Annotated in this window: 18 protein-coding genes; 7 read left to right on the forward strand and 11 right to left on the reverse strand. The window is 56.5% G+C overall.

What is annotated here, in order from left to right:
• The first annotated feature begins 12 nt into the window (after positions 1-12).
• Positions 13-333, forward strand: a complete 321-nt coding sequence (gene trxA / locus AC2TEM_RS17795; RefSeq protein ID WP_170397826.1) for a thioredoxin — start codon at positions 13-15, stop codon at positions 331-333.
• An 85-nt stretch (positions 334-418) separates the two neighbouring features.
• On the opposite strand, the gene AC2TEM_RS17800 is transcribed toward trxA, so the two are convergent.
• Positions 419-682, reverse strand: coding sequence for a hypothetical protein (locus tag AC2TEM_RS17800; RefSeq protein WP_170425357.1), 264 nt, complete (start codon positions 680-682; stop codon positions 419-421).
• 268 nt (positions 683-950) lie between these two features.
• On the opposite strand from AC2TEM_RS17800, the gene AC2TEM_RS17805 reads away from it, so the two are divergent.
• Together AC2TEM_RS17805 and AC2TEM_RS17810 are read left to right on the forward strand one after the other, a co-directional pair.
• Positions 951-1,301, forward strand: coding sequence for a Lin0512 family protein (locus tag AC2TEM_RS17805; RefSeq protein ID WP_170397821.1), 351 nt, complete (start codon positions 951-953; stop codon positions 1,299-1,301).
• Positions 1,298-1,660: a Lin0512 family protein gene (locus AC2TEM_RS17810; protein ID WP_170407917.1), complete on the forward strand. Its 363-nt coding sequence runs from the start codon at positions 1,298-1,300 to the stop codon at positions 1,658-1,660. Before AC2TEM_RS17805 ends, AC2TEM_RS17810 begins: the two co-directional genes overlap by 4 nt.
• A 55-nt stretch (positions 1,661-1,715) precedes the next feature.
• Here the strand turns inward: AC2TEM_RS17810 and AC2TEM_RS17815 are convergent, their stop codons facing one another.
• Positions 1,716-1,913: a DUF1127 domain-containing protein gene (locus AC2TEM_RS17815; protein WP_170397815.1), complete on the reverse strand. Its 198-nt coding sequence runs from the start codon at positions 1,911-1,913 to the stop codon at positions 1,716-1,718.
• A gap of 197 nt (positions 1,914-2,110) precedes the next feature.
• On the opposite strand from AC2TEM_RS17815, the gene hslV reads away from it, so the two are divergent.
• Both hslV and AC2TEM_RS17825 read left to right on the forward strand, forming a co-directional pair.
• On the forward strand, positions 2,111-2,668 hold the full coding sequence (gene hslV, locus AC2TEM_RS17820) for an ATP-dependent protease subunit HslV (RefSeq protein ID WP_170397812.1): 558 nt from the start codon (positions 2,111-2,113) through the stop codon (positions 2,666-2,668).
• Entirely contained in the window at positions 2,665-3,018 is a 354-nt protein-coding gene (locus AC2TEM_RS17825) for a hypothetical protein (protein WP_170425354.1), read from the forward strand. The genes hslV and AC2TEM_RS17825 overlap by 4 nt, the downstream gene beginning before the upstream one ends.
• Positions 3,019-3,047: 29 nt before the next feature.
• On the opposite strand, the gene AC2TEM_RS17830 is transcribed toward AC2TEM_RS17825, so the two are convergent.
• Positions 3,048-4,289, reverse strand: coding sequence for an MFS transporter (locus tag AC2TEM_RS17830; protein WP_170397806.1), 1,242 nt, complete (start codon positions 4,287-4,289; stop codon positions 3,048-3,050).
• Between the two features lie 105 nt (positions 4,290-4,394).
• Complete coding sequence (locus AC2TEM_RS17835) at positions 4,395-4,796, reverse strand: DM13 domain-containing protein (RefSeq protein WP_170425351.1); 402 nt, start codon at positions 4,794-4,796, stop codon at positions 4,395-4,397.
• Between the two features lie 198 nt (positions 4,797-4,994).
• Here AC2TEM_RS17835 and hslU point away from each other — a divergent pair, with 198 nt between their 5' ends.
• On the forward strand, positions 4,995-6,302 hold the full coding sequence (gene hslU, locus AC2TEM_RS17840; RefSeq protein ID WP_170425348.1) for an ATP-dependent protease ATPase subunit HslU: 1,308 nt from the start codon (positions 4,995-4,997) through the stop codon (positions 6,300-6,302).
• Positions 6,303-6,399: 97 nt separating this feature from the next.
• On the forward strand, positions 6,400-7,497 hold the full coding sequence (locus AC2TEM_RS17845; RefSeq protein WP_170425345.1) for an alpha/beta fold hydrolase: 1,098 nt from the start codon (positions 6,400-6,402) through the stop codon (positions 7,495-7,497).
• Here AC2TEM_RS17845 and AC2TEM_RS17850 read toward each other — a convergent pair whose 3' ends face one another.
• From AC2TEM_RS17850 to AC2TEM_RS17880, 7 genes are all read right to left on the reverse strand, one after another.
• The gene (locus AC2TEM_RS17850) at positions 7,498-8,319 is read right to left on the reverse strand and encodes an ATP-binding cassette domain-containing protein (RefSeq protein WP_170425342.1); all 822 of its coding nucleotides are present in this window, start codon (positions 8,317-8,319) and stop codon (positions 7,498-7,500) included.
• Positions 8,316-9,314, reverse strand: a complete 999-nt coding sequence (locus AC2TEM_RS17855; RefSeq protein WP_170407909.1) for an ABC transporter ATP-binding protein — start codon at positions 9,312-9,314, stop codon at positions 8,316-8,318. Before AC2TEM_RS17855 ends, AC2TEM_RS17850 begins: the two co-directional genes overlap by 4 nt.
• Positions 9,311-10,441 (reverse strand): ABC transporter permease, encoded by a 1,131-nt coding sequence (locus AC2TEM_RS17860; RefSeq protein WP_170397790.1) that lies wholly within the window; start codon positions 10,439-10,441, stop codon positions 9,311-9,313. Before AC2TEM_RS17860 ends, AC2TEM_RS17855 begins: the two co-directional genes overlap by 4 nt.
• Before the next feature lie 4 nt (positions 10,442-10,445).
• The gene (locus AC2TEM_RS17865) at positions 10,446-11,450 is read right to left on the reverse strand and encodes an ABC transporter permease (protein WP_170425339.1); all 1,005 of its coding nucleotides are present in this window, start codon (positions 11,448-11,450) and stop codon (positions 10,446-10,448) included.
• A gap of 61 nt (positions 11,451-11,511) precedes the next feature.
• A complete protein-coding gene (locus AC2TEM_RS17870; protein WP_170425335.1) occupies positions 11,512-13,551 on the reverse strand; it encodes an ABC transporter substrate-binding protein in 2,040 nt (679 codons plus the stop codon).
• A 20-nt stretch (positions 13,552-13,571) separates the two neighbouring features.
• Positions 13,572-14,465: a DeoR/GlpR family DNA-binding transcription regulator gene (locus AC2TEM_RS17875; RefSeq protein ID WP_170397781.1), complete on the reverse strand. Its 894-nt coding sequence runs from the start codon at positions 14,463-14,465 to the stop codon at positions 13,572-13,574.
• Positions 14,466-14,643: 178 nt separating this feature from the next.
• On the reverse strand, positions 14,644-15,483 hold the full coding sequence (locus AC2TEM_RS17880; RefSeq protein ID WP_170425332.1) for an EamA family transporter: 840 nt from the start codon (positions 15,481-15,483) through the stop codon (positions 14,644-14,646).
• Positions 15,484-15,598: the final 115 nt, after the last annotated feature.

Genomic DNA, 15,598 nt, shown 5'->3' on the forward strand with positions numbered 1-15,598 from the left:
CAGGAGACAGACATGTCGACCGTAGCCGTTACCGACGACACCTTTGACGCCGAAGTCAAGAATTCCGATATCCCCGTCGTGGTGGATTTCTGGGCCGAGTGGTGCGGCCCCTGTAAGCAGATCGGCCCCGCCCTGGAAGAGCTGGCCAGCGAATATGGTGGCAAGGTGAAGATTGCCAAGGTCGATGTCGACAGCAACCCAAACTCAGCCGCGGCCATGGGCGTGCGCGGCATTCCAGCGCTGTTCATTTTCAAAGACGGTCAGGTGGTTTCGAACCGCGCTGGCGCGGCCCCGAAGGCGGCCCTGCAAAGCTGGATCGACGAGTCGATCTGACCTTCGCTAGTGTGCGAACGAAAAAAAGGCGCCCCGCTTTGGGCGCCTTTTTTTGTTAAAGCCACTGCGTGACAAGAGTTTAGACTCACTTGATGGTCCACCTCACCGATACTCCCGCGCCGTCTTTGTGGGTAAATGTAACGGTGTCGTCTGCGATTGAAACCACCTGACAGTCGCGGGGCATCACTTCACCGACGATCACGATTCTCCGACAGTAATACCTGTCTTTCCACTCCCACGTGCCGCTGATACTGCCACCTTTCGGGCCTTTGCCCTCAACCGTGCCGTCCTTGTGAATAGTCACCCAGGTTTCGCCCTGAACCAGCTTCTTATCAACGATCAGGTTCATAAATTTCGCTTTGTTTTCTATGACTTCAGCGGATACGCTTGGCGCCAGAAGTCCAACCAACAACAATGATGACATGAGCCGAAAATACGTCATGGAATCAAACCTTTCATAGATCGTGTGCTTAAACAGACAGAATTCTAGTCGATAGCGGCGGTACACACCAAACATTCGGGTTTCGTGGTTTGGCCGGATGCAGTTCACTGTACTGGTTCTTTCAATTCGCAAGAACTCGTGCAGATTGTCGGGTCATCAGGAATAAGGAGGCGACATGCCCAAAACTCGGGTATTGGTGGAATTCGGTATGGGTACGTCGCTTCGGCGCGAAGACTATACCGAAGCAGCGCTGCGCGCACTCAAGGATGCGCTCTGGCATAACTCGGTCAATATGGCGGAATTGTTCGGATTCCCGAAAGAGGCCATGATCATCGACGCGGAAATCGGTGTACAGCAACCGGACCGGGTGGATTCGCAGGCGTTGAAGGCCATTTTCCCCTACGGCCAGCCCAACATCACGGTCACACATGGTGGTTTGGATATCGACAAGCCCCATTCTGAGGGTCGCACGGTGATCGCCAACGCCGCGATCGTTGTCTCATTTGATATGGAGCCCGCCCGATGACGGAAAAACGCATCATTCTGGAGATGGGGACCGGCAACGACCTGTATGGTCAGGACTATACCAAGGCCGCGCGCCGCGCTGTTCAAGACGCGCTGCACCACTCGTCCATCACGCTGTTTTCCAAACTGGGCATCAGTCATGAGGAGATGCGCGTTGAGGTCACGATTGGCGTTCAACAGCCTGAGAAGGTTGATTGTGATCTTGTCGCCTCGGATCTGCCGCGGGGCCGCGCCTCGGTTCGGGCGGTCAAAGGGGGACTGGATGTCGAGGATGCCGAGGCGGGTACCCGGCATGTCGTAGCCACTGCTGCAGTTGAGGCTTATCTGCCTGATCTCGCAGGTAAATTCGTCGAAAGCTGAAAAAGAAAAAGCCGCTCAATCGAGCGGCTCATCTTATAAGTGTTCAAATCCTGGATCAGAACTTGGAGATATCAGCGCGGGTCAGCCCGACGTCTTCCAGCTGCTCGTCGCTCAGTTGCGACAGTTCGTTGCGTGTCTGATATGATTTGTACCATTCGACAACGTTTTCGAATGCATGAGAGAATGCGTCCACTGCGTGCAGGATGGTGACTGCTCCGCGCGGCGCATGGGTTTTTGCGATTGCGTTTGCCATGTGCTTAGTCCTTTTAACAGAAACAGCCGACCCGTTGTCGGTTGTAAGCCTCATGTAACTCCAGCGGCTGAGTCTCACAAATGCTGACTCAACAGCCCCGGTTTGCGTTTACTGCATATCTTTTGGGCATTTTTAGAACCGGTTGCGCAGAACCCGTGCCCGGCCCATATATGGCAGCACGGATAACGGAGGCATTCATGGCAGACAGCGATTTTCCCGGATGGCACGGCACCACTATTATTGGCGTCAAGAAGGGCGGGCAGGTTGTCATCGCCGGGGACGGGCAGGTCAGCCTGGGCCAAACCGTGATCAAGGGCACTGCGCGAAAGGTGCGTCGCCTGACACCGGGCGGGTTCGAAGTGGTCGCCGGATTCGCCGGATCTACGGCGGATGCGTTCACGCTGCTGGAACGTCTGGAAGCCAAGCTTGAGGCGACGCCCGGCCAACTGGCGCGTGCTTCGGTCGAGCTGGCCAAGGACTGGCGCACCGACAAGTATCTGCAGAAGCTCGAGGCGATGCTGATTGTGACCGACGGCAAGGATCTGCTCGTGATCACTGGGGCAGGGGACGTACTTGAGCCCGAACACAACGTCGCTGCAATCGGGTCGGGCGGCAACTTTGCCCTGGCGGCGGCCCGTGCGATGATGGATAGCGACAAACCAGCCGAGGATGTGGCGCGTGAAGCTATGGCAATTGCTGCGGATATCTGCGTGTATACCAACGGCAATCTGACGGTTGAGACGATCGGGTCATGAGTGCGGTTCTGGCAGCGATATTTGGTGGGCTGATTGGCGGTATTGTTGGGCCGATTGTGCTTGAGGAATATCGGAACCGGAAGCACGCCAAGACATGGAAAGAGCCTCGCAAGAAGCTGCTTGAGTCCATGTTGAGGGATACCAAATACAAGTTCAAAACTCTGGAACGGCTCAGCAGAACAATTGGCTGTACCGAAGATCAGACACGCTCGCTATTGATCGAGCTGGAAGCCAGAGGCGCTGTTTCAAAGAAGACCAAAAAGGAAATTTGGGCACTGATAGAGCGCGCGCCATTACAGGAAAGCCAGCGCAAACTTGACGAAGAAGAAATTGAGGAAGAGCAGGAGTAGGTGACCCCCTCCGCTCTATCGGCTGCTCTTTACGCCAATAGCGCTTTGATCTCTTTACCCTTCCACCTCAGATGCATCCCGATCAGGCCCATCAGGGCAGTGACGATGACAATGTAGTAGGGGACGCGGATGTCGATGCTCATCAATCCGCCTCCGATCAGGGACATGATACCGCCTGCTAGGCAGAACACGGCTGTGGTCACGCCCATGACCCAGCCCTGATCCGTTTCGGCAACGCTGGATGAGAACAGGCCTAGCAGCGTCGGGTAAGAAACGCCGAAGAAGAAGTAGAAGAAAAAGACCGGAATATAGCTCAGCACCCCGCTGGGGCTGAATGCGAAGGCAAAGCCACAGATCACCATGGTGACCAATGAGGTGTAGATGATCTGGTGCTTGCTGAACCTCTCTTGCGCTGGTTTCACAAGGAAGGTGCTGGAAAAGGCCAGCGCAACGCCAATGACCACCATCGCCATGCTGCCCCCAATTACGCCATAACCCCACGCGCTGGTCAGGAAGTTGTCGACGAATACATAGAAAGTAACGTTGGCGACCATGAACAGGGCGTAAACTGGCATGATCTTCAGAACCAGCGGGTGCTCGCGCACAGCAATAAGACTGTCGGTGATGTCGCGTGGGCGGAAAACAAAAGGTTCACGCTCGGTTCTGGTATCCTTGAAGAACGCGGTCACAAGAAAGATTGCAATCAGGACCAGTACAAACGCCCCGTAGAAAGGCGTTTTCAATGTCGCCGCGCTGCCCAATAAGGCTGCATCGGACAGAACCGCGCCTATGATCGGTCCTCCGACCAAGCCAAAGCTGACACCGGTCACAATATAACCCATGTTGCGGTCGCGGTCCGCAGCGTCGGTGCTGCCATCGATCATTGCCGCCTGCGCAATGGGCTGATTTCCAGCCGTAAACCCGGTGATCGAACGACCAATGATCAGCAGAAGCAGGCTGTTGAGATAAAGCGCTGCGATGGTCAGGGCGTAGCCGACCAGCGCCCCGGTCAAACAGACCAAAAGGGCATTCTTGCGCCCGATAGAGTCTGAAACCTTCGAGACATAGACCACCCCCAGAAACCAAGACAGGAAGAAGCAGCCGATCACCAGACCATAATAAAAGTGCCTTGTGCCCATGGCCGTGCTTTCCGGCAAGAAGCCGGACTTCGTTTCCATGATCAGGGAGTTGATGATGGGAAACACCAGCCCTTGTCCGATCAGGTCAACAAAGACCACAAACAGCAGGGTGATCTTGGCAATCTTGGTCATGAAAACGCCCCCAGTTCCAATATCTTGGGGCGAGTGTAACAGACAGTTGCCCTGTCACCTAACGGCGTGTCAGAGGCCGGAAAGCCCGACCCCTGAAGGGTGTGATTACTTCAACGAAGCAACGCCCAGCGGGACGCCGGCAACCTCGCACCAAATATAAACTTCGTTGTAGCCCGAGACATCCATGGTTGGCGGCACGGCATAGGATTGCTTGCCGGCCAGGTGCAGCAGCGCGCCCAGTTTGCTGTCTGGGGCGTATGTGCCGTCCTTACCAAATGCGACACGCGGGTCGGGGCCGTTGTCCAGCGAAAAGTCGTCGCCCAGTTCAACGATGTAACGCTCGCCATCTTTGACCAGTTTTACCGAACCGGTAGTGACGTGGTTCGAGCGGCCTTCAAATGTGCCTTTCTTTTTTGCGCCACCGGCCAGGGCAGCGGTGGTGCCGACCAGAGACAGGGCCGCGCCGGTAGCTGCAGCTTTCACAAAAAGCGAACGACGAGTCATCATGATGAGGTATCTCCCTAATTTCATACGGACGCAGGGTCCGTCGCGAAAGGTTATGCCGCAGACGCTGTGCATCTGGCGATTCACATCACCACGAAATTCCGTGTGCTGCCCGTGAGTTGCCGTGATCTTCTCGTGATCGGCTTGTGTTTTCGCGCCGTATGATTAGGTTCCGCTGCGAAACATACGGATAGAACGCATATGACCGACCTGACCCCGCGCGAGATTGTCTCGGAACTGGACCGCTTTATTATCGGGCAGAAAGACGCGAAACGCGCCGTCGCCGTGGCGCTACGCAACCGCTGGCGGCGCAAGCAGTTGCCAGATGACATCCGCGATGAGGTCTATCCGAAAAACATTCTGATGATCGGACCCACCGGCGTTGGCAAGACCGAGATCAGCCGCCGTCTGGCCAAACTGGCCCGCGCACCCTTCATCAAGGTTGAAGCCACCAAATTCACCGAGGTCGGCTATGTCGGTCGGGACGTTGAACAGATCGTGCGCGATCTGGCTGACGCCGCAATCCTGCAAACCCGCGAGTATATGCGCGAGGATGTCAAAGCCCGCGCCCATCAGGCCGCCGAGGATCGCGTGATCGAGGCGATTGCTGGAACCGACGCCCGCGAAGCGACACGCGAGATGTTCCGTAAGAAGCTGAAAGCGGGTGAGCTGGACGATACCGAAATCGAGTTGGAACTGTCAGATACCACGAACCCGATGCCGATGTTCGATATTCCGGGCCAGCCGGGTGGTCAGATGGGGATGATGAATCTGGGTGATATCTTCGGCAAAGCCTTCGGTGGACGGACCGTCAAGAAACGCATGACTGTGGCTGAAAGCTATGAGGCGTTAATTGGGGAAGAGGCCGACAAGTTGCTGGATGATGAAACCGTCAACCGGGTGGCTTTGGAAGCGGTCGAACAGAACGGCATCGTGTTTCTGGATGAGATCGACAAAGTCTGCGCCCGATCCGATGCGCGCGGAGGCGATGTCAGCCGGGAAGGGGTTCAGCGCGACTTGCTGCCTCTGATCGAGGGCACCACTGTCAGCACCAAACATGGCCCTGTGAAAACCGACCATATCCTTTTCATCGCATCCGGTGCGTTTCACATCGCCAAGCCCTCGGACCTGCTGCCAGAACTTCAGGGCCGTTTGCCGATACGCGTGGAGCTGCGCGCCCTGACAGAAGAGGATTTCGTACGTATCCTGACCGAGACCGACAACGCTCTGACCCTGCAGTATACTGCCCTGATGGGCACTGAAGAGGTCACGGTCAGTTTCACCGAAGACGGGATCGCAGCCTTGGCCCGGATTGCGGCGGATGTGAACCAAAGCATCGAGAATATCGGTGCGCGGCGGCTTTACACGGTGATGGAGCGCGTGTTCGAAGAGCTTTCGTTCACCGCACCGGATCAGGCGGGGGCTGAGATCACCGTCGATGCAGGTTTCGTGAATGACAATCTTGGCGAGCTGACAAAATCCACAGACCTCAGCCGTTACGTTTTGTAACAGGTGCCAGCCGGATTTTGCCAATGAGTCGTGCCCTCAGGCTGGACGCGGGGCGGGAATACGGTAGCGTAGCCCTGTAACTTCACAGGGGCAGAGCGTGCTGCGCTATTTCATCATCATTGTTACGCTGTCTGTGCTGACCGCCTGTGCGGATCGGTCTATCACAGAGATCACACCCGAAGCCCTTAGGGTCGGCACCCCCGCCACGGTCTTTGCCGCCACTACCCGGGCGCGCGAGCCGGATGGCAGCTACGGAGCTAACCGTGCCGAGGCACTGCGTTACCTTGAGATGACCGTCTCTATTCCGCCGTCGCACACGCCGGGTGAACTCGAGTTCTCATACGCGAACCCGAATCCGAAAAAACAGTTTGTCGTGGCCGATGTTACCGAGTTCTCGGGTCCGCAGGATCTGAAGTCCCGTCTGCGTGGCGTGGATGACGTGGTCATCTTTGTTCACGGGTATAACGCCACGCAGACTGAGACCGCCTTTCGGGCCGCTCAGCTGAGCCATGATATCGGTATCCCCGGAACCATTCTGATTTATTCCTGGCCCAGTAAGGCACGCGGCACCGGTTACGCCTATGATCTGGACAGTATGCTGTTTGCCCGAGACGGGCTGGAACAGACCATTAGATTGCTCAAATCAATGGGCGTAAAGCGGGTCGTCCTGATAGCGCATTCGATGGGCAGCGCCCTATCGATGGAGATGATGCGGCAAGCCGAACTACGCGAGCCGGGGTGGGCAAGCCGCAATCTTGAGGGGGTCATCCTGATCTCACCTGATCTGGATGTGGATCTGTTCCGATCCCAGATGAACAGCATCAAGAGCCCGCCCGATCCGTTTGTGGTGATGGTGTCCCAGAAGGACAAGATTCTGAACCTGTCGGCTCGGCTGCGCGGCACCGCGGACAGTCAGAGGTTGGGTAATATCAGTTCGGTCGACGCGTTGGCCGAATATCCGATCAGCGTGATCGACACGACTGCATTCAACAGCGATGCGGGATCATCTCATTTCGTGGCGGCAACGTCTCCGGCGCTGCTGGCCATTCTCAGTTCGGTCCGCCGGGTCAGCAACACCTTTGGCCCCGACCGGCCTGGCATCGATGTCCTTGTCCCACCCAGCGAGCGCAGCGCAGATGGCGCGACCGAGATTGTGCTGACCGAGACCGGACAGGCGCAGGTCAGCGCGCCCTGATCAGGCACGCATTCGATGATCGGGGTCCAGCGATGGGATCGCATCCAGCAACCGCTTGGTATAGTCTTGCTTGGGAGCGGCAAACAGTTCGCGCGTTGGGGCGCTTTCGACGATCTTGCCGTGATACATCACAACCACAAAATCGCAGGTATGGGCCACAACCGACAGATCGTGGCTGATGAACATGAAGGTCAGGCCCATATCTCGCTGAAGGGATTTCAGCAGGTTCAGGATATCCGCCTGAATCGACACGTCCAGCGCCGCCACGCATTCATCGGCAACTACAAAACGCGGGTTGCAGGCCAGAGCCCGCGCGATAGAAATCCGCTGACGCTGACCGCCCGAAAACGCGTGCGGATAGCGTCGCAGATGTTCAAGGTTCAACCGGCATTTGCCCGCAATCTCGCGAACCCGCGCATCGGTTTCCTCACGCGATGCGGTCAGGCCCATCACATCCAGCGGTTCGGCTATGATATCACGCACGGTCATCCGAGGACTAAGCGCCGCGTAAGGGTCCTGAAAAATCAACTGAGCCCGACGGCGATAGGACTTGAGATCGGTTGCTGACATTTTGGTCAGATCGAACCGCTCTTCACCATCGTCATAGCTTGCGCCACCGCTGGTGATTGGAACCGCATTCAGCAATGCGCGGCCGAGTGTTGTCTTGCCCGAGCCGGACTCGCCGACCACTCCAACAAATGCCCCTTGCGGGATTTCGATCGAGACATTGTCGACCGCCTTCAGCGTGCGCTTGTTAAACAACCCGCCACCAAGGGGAAATTCGACTGACAGGTTTTCGGTTTTGATCAATGCGTTTGTCATGGCTGGCCTGGCACGTCTTCGGGGAAAATGGCTGCGAAATGGCCGGGGCTGACCTCGGTCAAGGGTGGGCGTTCCGTTTCATATCGCGATCCGGGTTTGAGTTCCGGGTTGCGTGGATGGAACACGCAGCCTGATGGCCGCTCCAGAGGTGAGGGGATATCGCCGGGGATCGGGGTTAGCGGTGCGTCCAGATCATCGAGTTTGGGTAACGCGTTCAGCAGGCCACGCGTATAGGCATGTGCCGGATGGCGGATCACCTCACGCACAGGTCCGCTTTCCATGATCCGACCCAGATACATCACCGCAACCCGGTCGGCGGTTTGGGCGACGACGCTTAGGTCATGGGTGATGAAGACGATGCCCATGCCGAACTCGGCCACCAGATCCTTCATCAGATCCAAAACCTGAGCCTGAATGGTCACGTCCAGCGCCGTTGTCGGCTCATCCGCGATCAGCAGTTTGGGCTTGGTCGAAAGCGCCATGGCGATCATCGCCCGCTGACGCATCCCGCCCGACAATTCGAAAGCGTATTGGTTGAACCGGGCCGCTGGTTCAAGGATACCCACCCGGTCCAGCATTTCGATCGATAGTTCTTTGGCCTGCTTTTTGCTGAGATCCGTGTGGATCAGCAACTGTTCAACCATCTGCTTGCCGATGGTGATCGCGGGGGCAAAGCTGGCCATCGGCTCTTGAAAGATCATACTGATCGCCCCGCCGCGCACAATCTCCATGTCCCTGGGCCGCTTCAGCGCCATGATATCAACCGGGCCGCTGTCGAGATGCAGATCGATCCGGCTTTCCGGCGCATAGATCGCGTTGGGTGGATTTAGTTTCATCAGTGACTTTGCCGTCACTGATTTTCCCGATCCACTTTCGCCGACCAGCCCGAGCACCTCGCCTGGGGCGAGTGAAAACGAAACATCCTCAACCGCCGTGATCAACCCTTCATCGGTTTTGAACTGAACGGACAGGTTTTCGACATCGATCAGGCTCATTTGCGGGTCTCCGAATAAGGATCAGCCGCATCGCGCAGGCCATCGCCAACGAACACGAAAGACATCACGAGAACGACAAAGAAGATGACCGGGATGAAATACCATTGGTAATTCAGCAGAACATCCGCCTTGGTCACATTCTGCAACATCACGCCAAGTGAGTTGACCGGATCTTTCAGCCCCAGCCCGATAAAGCTGAGCGCGGTTTCGCTGAGGACCATATAGGGGAACGAGATCACCAGATCGACGATGATGTAGCTGGTGAAGCTGGGCAGCAGATGACGCCGGATGATGTGGCCCGGCGATGCGCCGCAAAGCTTTGCCGCAAGCACATATTCCTGATTGCGTTCGGTCAACAGATGGGTGCGAACTCGCCGTGCCAGCGTCGGCCAGCCGACCAATCCCAATATGGCTGTGATGACAAAGAACCGTGTCTCGGCCGACCATTCCGGTGGAATGAAGGCCGCAATCGCCATGAACAGAGGTATGGCCGGAACCGTACGGATCGCATCGGTGATCATTTGGATCACACTGTCGACCATTCCACCGTAATATCCAGCCACCCCTCCGATCGCGAGCGCCAGCACGAACGAAATCATCACCCCAAGCGTTCCGACCTGTAGCGACGTCCAAACCGCATGCAGTGTACGGCTGAAGATATCCTTGCCGGCACTGTCGGTTCCGAACAGGTGAACATAGCCCTGATCGACACCAAACAGATGGATGTTACCGGGAATGACTCCAAACAGCTTATATTTGTCGCCCCGAACGAAGAACTGGATATATCGGCGTTCATCCTCGTTCACTTTCTCGACCCAGCGGAAATTGGTCGCCAACGAGCGTTCGCGGGTTACCCCGTGCAGGAACGGGCGGATCGAGCAGCCATTCTTGTCGCAGAATTTTGGAATCTGCGGGGCTCCGTTCAGATAGTCTTTGTCACGCCCTGCGGCGGTCGGATCGTAAGGCGACAGGAACGGAGCAAAGATGCCCGACAGGATCAGGACGACCAGAACTGTGGCCGCAATCATCGCCGCGCGCTGTTTCTTGAATCGGGCCCAGATCAACTGACGCTGCGAGGCGGTGAAATAGGCTTCTTTTGCCTTTTGGTTGTCGATTGTCGCAGTCATCTGGTCACCTGAGGATACTTTTGCGCACGCGCGGATCGATCACCGCAAGCAGAATGTCGGTGAAGAAATTCAACGTTACGATTGATGCCGTCAGCAGAAAGATGATGGCCCCCGCAAGTTGCTGATCATTGGACCGCGCCAACGCTTCAAGCAAAAGCGCACCGGCTTCGGTCAATGTCAGGATCAGCGCCACAATGGGCAGTTCGTTGAAGATCCGATTCAGGTCAAAGCCAAGGCTGTTGACGATCGGCCCCAGCGCATGACGGGCCGGATAGCGCCATAACAGTCGGAGGCCATAAATGCCCCGCGCGGCAGCAGCGGTGACATACAGCTTCCCGATCTCATCCGACATCAACGCGCGCACGGTCTGCAGCGCAAAGGCTGTGGCCGACCAGCCTAGAATGAAGATCGGCAGCCAGGCGTGTTTCAGCAAATCGAGGAACTTGCCCCAAGACCAAGGCGCTTCTTTGTACTCGGGCGAGAACAGCCCGGTCAGAGTCTCGCCGAAATAGACGGTTGAAACCAGCATCACCATCAGGGCCAGCAGGAAGTTCGGCATCGCCAAACCCAGATAGCTGACGATCCGCAGCGAGTTGTTCAGTACCGCACTGCGCGAGGCGGCAGAAATGATGCCCACAGGGATTGCAATGGCATAAGCCAGCGTCAAAGCGCCAAGGCAGATCCACAGCGACAGCCAGAACTTGTCGCCCAGCAGCTGTGCAATATTCACCCGCAGGATGCAGCTTTCGCCGAAATCGCCACGAAATGCCCCTGACAACCAAGTGGCCCATCGGGTCAGGAACGGTTGATCCAACCCCAGTCGGGCGCGTTCTGCTGCAACGTCAGCAACGGTGATCGCGGACCCTTGGGTGTTTTTATACGCCAAATAGCGCTCGGCACAGTCACCGGGCACCAGTTCCATCAGTGAAAAAACAATCAGCGATACGATGACCAAAGTGACCAACGCCATAACCGCCCGGGTGGCGGCAAATCTGCAGAATTGCAACATATCTGTCCCCGCGGGATGCGCGAAGGCGGGCGCGGGCGCCCACCTTCTTATCTTCTCAACCTTATTCGCTCAGCCACCACTGTGCGGGGCGGTAAGGATAGGTCCGATAGAACTCGTAAGACTGCGTTTTGAACTCGGTAAAGTTCTGCAGGTTGTTCGAGTGATAGATCGGGGCAGGAGCATTCACGGTACCCAGGAACAGCAGCTCGCCGGTCATGATCTCGACCATCTTCTGCGCGGCGGATACTGACGCATCAGAGCCGGGTGCACTGGACTGATAGGTGTCCAATGCAGCCTTCAGATCCGCGACCCAAGCCGGTGGTTCAACACCGTTTTCACCGTTTGAGCTGATATATTCAGCCCAGAGCATACCTGTACGTACGTCGAAATAGCCATCAAACGGAGGCACCCAGATCTCGCTGTCCCCGAGGATCGACCCGGCTGGCTGGCTCTTCAGCCATAGGCCCATATCCAGCGAGTTGGCCGTTTGTGCGGCGCGGAATTCGTCGGATGTCACCTCTTTGATCGCGGTGTTGACGCCAACGTCTTTCCAGTTCTGAGCAATCAGTTCCACCAATTGCGCCGAAGCTGGCTGGGTCGAGAACTGCCAATCCAGAACAAACGGATCACCATTCGGCAAGTCGCGGAAGCCATCACCGTCCTTGTCGACAAGACCTACTTCGTCCAGCAGCGCATTGGCGCGCTCTGCGTCGAATTCGATCTCATGGTTCGACCATTTTTCGTCGATGAAATCGGGACGTGGCGAGAAGCCGATGTACTGTGTCGGTGTTCCCAGACCAAAAGCCACAACCTCGTTTAGCTGGTTGCGATCCATCGCAACAGACATCGCAGTTCTGAACCGGATATCGTTAAAGATCGCGCGCTTGGCCTCGTCTTCTGCGGTCACGTTGAAGGTCAGAACCGGATAGCCGATCGAAGGCTTCACCTCGACCGTGTAGTTACCGTTCTCCTGACCTTCGAGCAGCACCGGAGCGGATGTCAGGTTAACACCCTGCGATTTGTAATCGACCTCGCCATTCAGCAACTTAAGGGTGCGTACTTCTTCGTCCGGAACGTAAGTTTCATCCATTTCCGAAATGTAGGGAAGCTGGTTACCCTGCGTGTCGACCTGGAAGAAATAGGGGTTGGCCACGTAGTGACGACCCTCGGTGCTCTCCTTCACAAGGATATGGCTCTCCAGCGTCGGCATGGTGTCGGTGGGAAGACCCGCCAGTTTGTCACCGGCTGTCAGCATCGGAGAGGGCGTATCCATCCAGTCCGAGTTGCCATAATAGGCCTTGATCAGCTCGTACCCGTTTTCATAACCAAGCGCCTGCGCGTTGGCGTCGGCGTTGTCATCCAGCGCCGGGTGGAACTTTTCAAAGAAATGCTTGGGCTGGTAGGGCTGCACATAGGTGAACGAGAATGTCTCGGTCAGGCCAGGCTTGGGCGCGGCAAGGGTAAAGCGGACAGTGGTGTCGTCCAGCGCTTCGACCTTCATGGGCTCACCGCCCGCCAGCGCATAATCCTTCGCTTCGGCGATGACATTGGTGTCCATCATCAGATTGTCGTACCAGAACACAACATCTGCTGAGGTGAACGGTGCACCGTCCGACCATTTGTGACCTTCGCGCAAGGTCACGGTAAGCACGGTGAAGTCATCGTTCCATTCCCAGGATTTCGCCACGTTGGGCACCAGGGTCTGCAGGTCGTCGGAATAGCGGAACAGGTTGACGTGACGCACCGAAAGGAAGTCCGAGGTGCCGCTTTCTGTGGCGTTGGAGAGCGCGTCCAGAACACCGCCATACTGACCTATCGAGTCATAGGGTACGATGACCAACGGGTCAGCCGGCAGACGATCTGCCACGGCCGCAAGATCGCCATTGCCACGGATCATGCCGTTCAGATCCCCAATAGCCGGGTTTTCTGCAAAGCTGAGCGTACAGTTTGCAGCTGATTGAAACTCGGACAGATCAAACTGCTGAGGATAAGCACCGGCTGCGACGCCCTGCATATCCGCGACGGTTGCAGCAGGACAATTGGCCCAGGCCGCGCCCCCGATTGTGGCAAAGGCCACACCAGACATAAGAAGCTTTTTCATGTTTTCTCCCTAGGTTTTGTTTATTTCGTTTTGCGTTTCCGAGAGCCCGATTTGCCCGCTTTGCTTTCGGAGGTTTCTTTGTTCTTTTTTTGCTTCCGGGGCTCTGTTTCATCTGGCCCGGATTTGACATCGTATTGCGATGCAATGTGCACTTGGACCCCAGCTTGCTTGAGAACGGGTGCAAACGCATCAGGTGGCGCGATATCGGTCACCAGATCCGTCACCTTGTCGAACGGGCAAGACACGTTGGCTGCCTTTGCACCGAATTTGGTGTGGTCCGCTGCAACGATCATGCGATGCGTGTTCCCTTGCAGCGCACGGGTCAGATCCGCCTCTAGCGGGTTCGAAGCCAATACGCCTCCAACCAGCGACAGTGCATCCGCGCCGCAGATCACCGCGTCATAGCTGTACTGACACGCCAGTTCTTCAGCTGCACGGCCAAAACTGCCTCGTTCGGAGCGGATTACTTCGCCCCCTGCCAGAACGGCGCGCGTGCCATTGTGATCGGCCAGGGATGCGACAACTGACAAAGAGTTGCTAACGACGGTCAAACCCCGCAGCTCACGTAGTTGCTCGGCCACATGAGTCATGGTCGAGCCAACGGTGATGAACAACACCATCTCGTCCTCAAGCAACCCGCAGACCCGCTTGGCGATGTTGGTTTTCTCGTCGGCATTATACTCCAACGCGCCCGAAAACATCGGTGTATCCTGCGCCCGAGACAGAAATGTGCCGCCATGCACACGCTCAACCTTGTTCGCGCGCGCCAGTGCCTTGACCAAACGACGCACAGTTTCCTCAGAGACGTCCATGATCTGGGCGATCTGAGTGTTGCGCGCTGACCCCCCCAGCCGCGCAAGGACATCCAGCAGCTCTCGGCCACGATGTGGGATGGTTACGCTATCATCATCCATTTTCAGACTCGGTCACATTTTCGCGCAAAAATCCACAATAAATGTAAATCTTTTGCGACAATTTTGGTTTTTTTGCCTTTTCCGGTCAACATGGCACAGCAAACCTGCAGTTTCATGCGGCGTGACAGGTGGATTTCAGATCTCTCGCAAGAATCATTCAACTCATCCCAGCATGTGTTCATGACGACAATGCGATCAGCGTCACGCCAGCAGCCATCATCACGGCCGCCAGAAGGCGTCGCATGGGATTGCCTTCACCCAGGAACAGAAATCCGATTAGGGCCGCGAAGATCACTGAGGTTTCGCGTAAGGCTGACACGACGCCAAGCGGAGCGAAATTCTTGGCATAAAGCACTAGGCCGTAAGCCGTCATCGACACCATTCCGCCTGCAATCCCGATCACCCAGATGCGCAGAGGCAAATCAAGCACACGCGCGCCTCGCCGTAGCGCGACAAAGCCCACAACAAAGATATGCAGAACCGAATGCCAGGCCCAATAACTCAGGATGTTGCCTGACACCCGCACGCCCAGGCCATCCACAAGCGAGTAGATGGAAATAAAGCAGCCCGTTCCCAATGCGAAAACAAGCGATACCCTACCGACCCCTTGCCTCAAAACCGACCAGCTGGACAGTTGAATGCCGGTGGCAATCACCGCGATCCCAATCCAGGCCTGCGTCGGCAGATGTTCGCCCGCAAATATCACGGCCCAAAGAGCGACCAGCGCAGGAACCACACCGCGCGCGATCGGGTACACCACACTGAGATCACCATGCCGGTAGGCCTGATTCAGCATGTAGAAATATCCGAAATGAACAACGGTCGAACCTGCCAGATATGGCAGGCTCTCGACATTCGGGAGCGGCAGAACCGCTACCATCAGCGCCCCCGGGATAACATGCCCCAGTGCAACCAGACCCAGCGTGACCGTTCGGTCAGCGGCCGTTTTTACAACCGTGTTCCAGATCGCATGCAGCAACGCGGCCGCAAGGATTATGAGAACGATTTCAGCGCTCACTGTCAGATCGCCGTATTAAACAGCTCAGTGATGTTTTGTTGGTTGAGTTGGATTGGGTTACCTCCGCATGAGGGGTCGATGATTGCGCCTTGGACCAGTTCGGGGATGGCGGCTT

The sequence above is a fragment of the Ruegeria sp. HKCCD3925 genome (assembly GCF_057221175.1).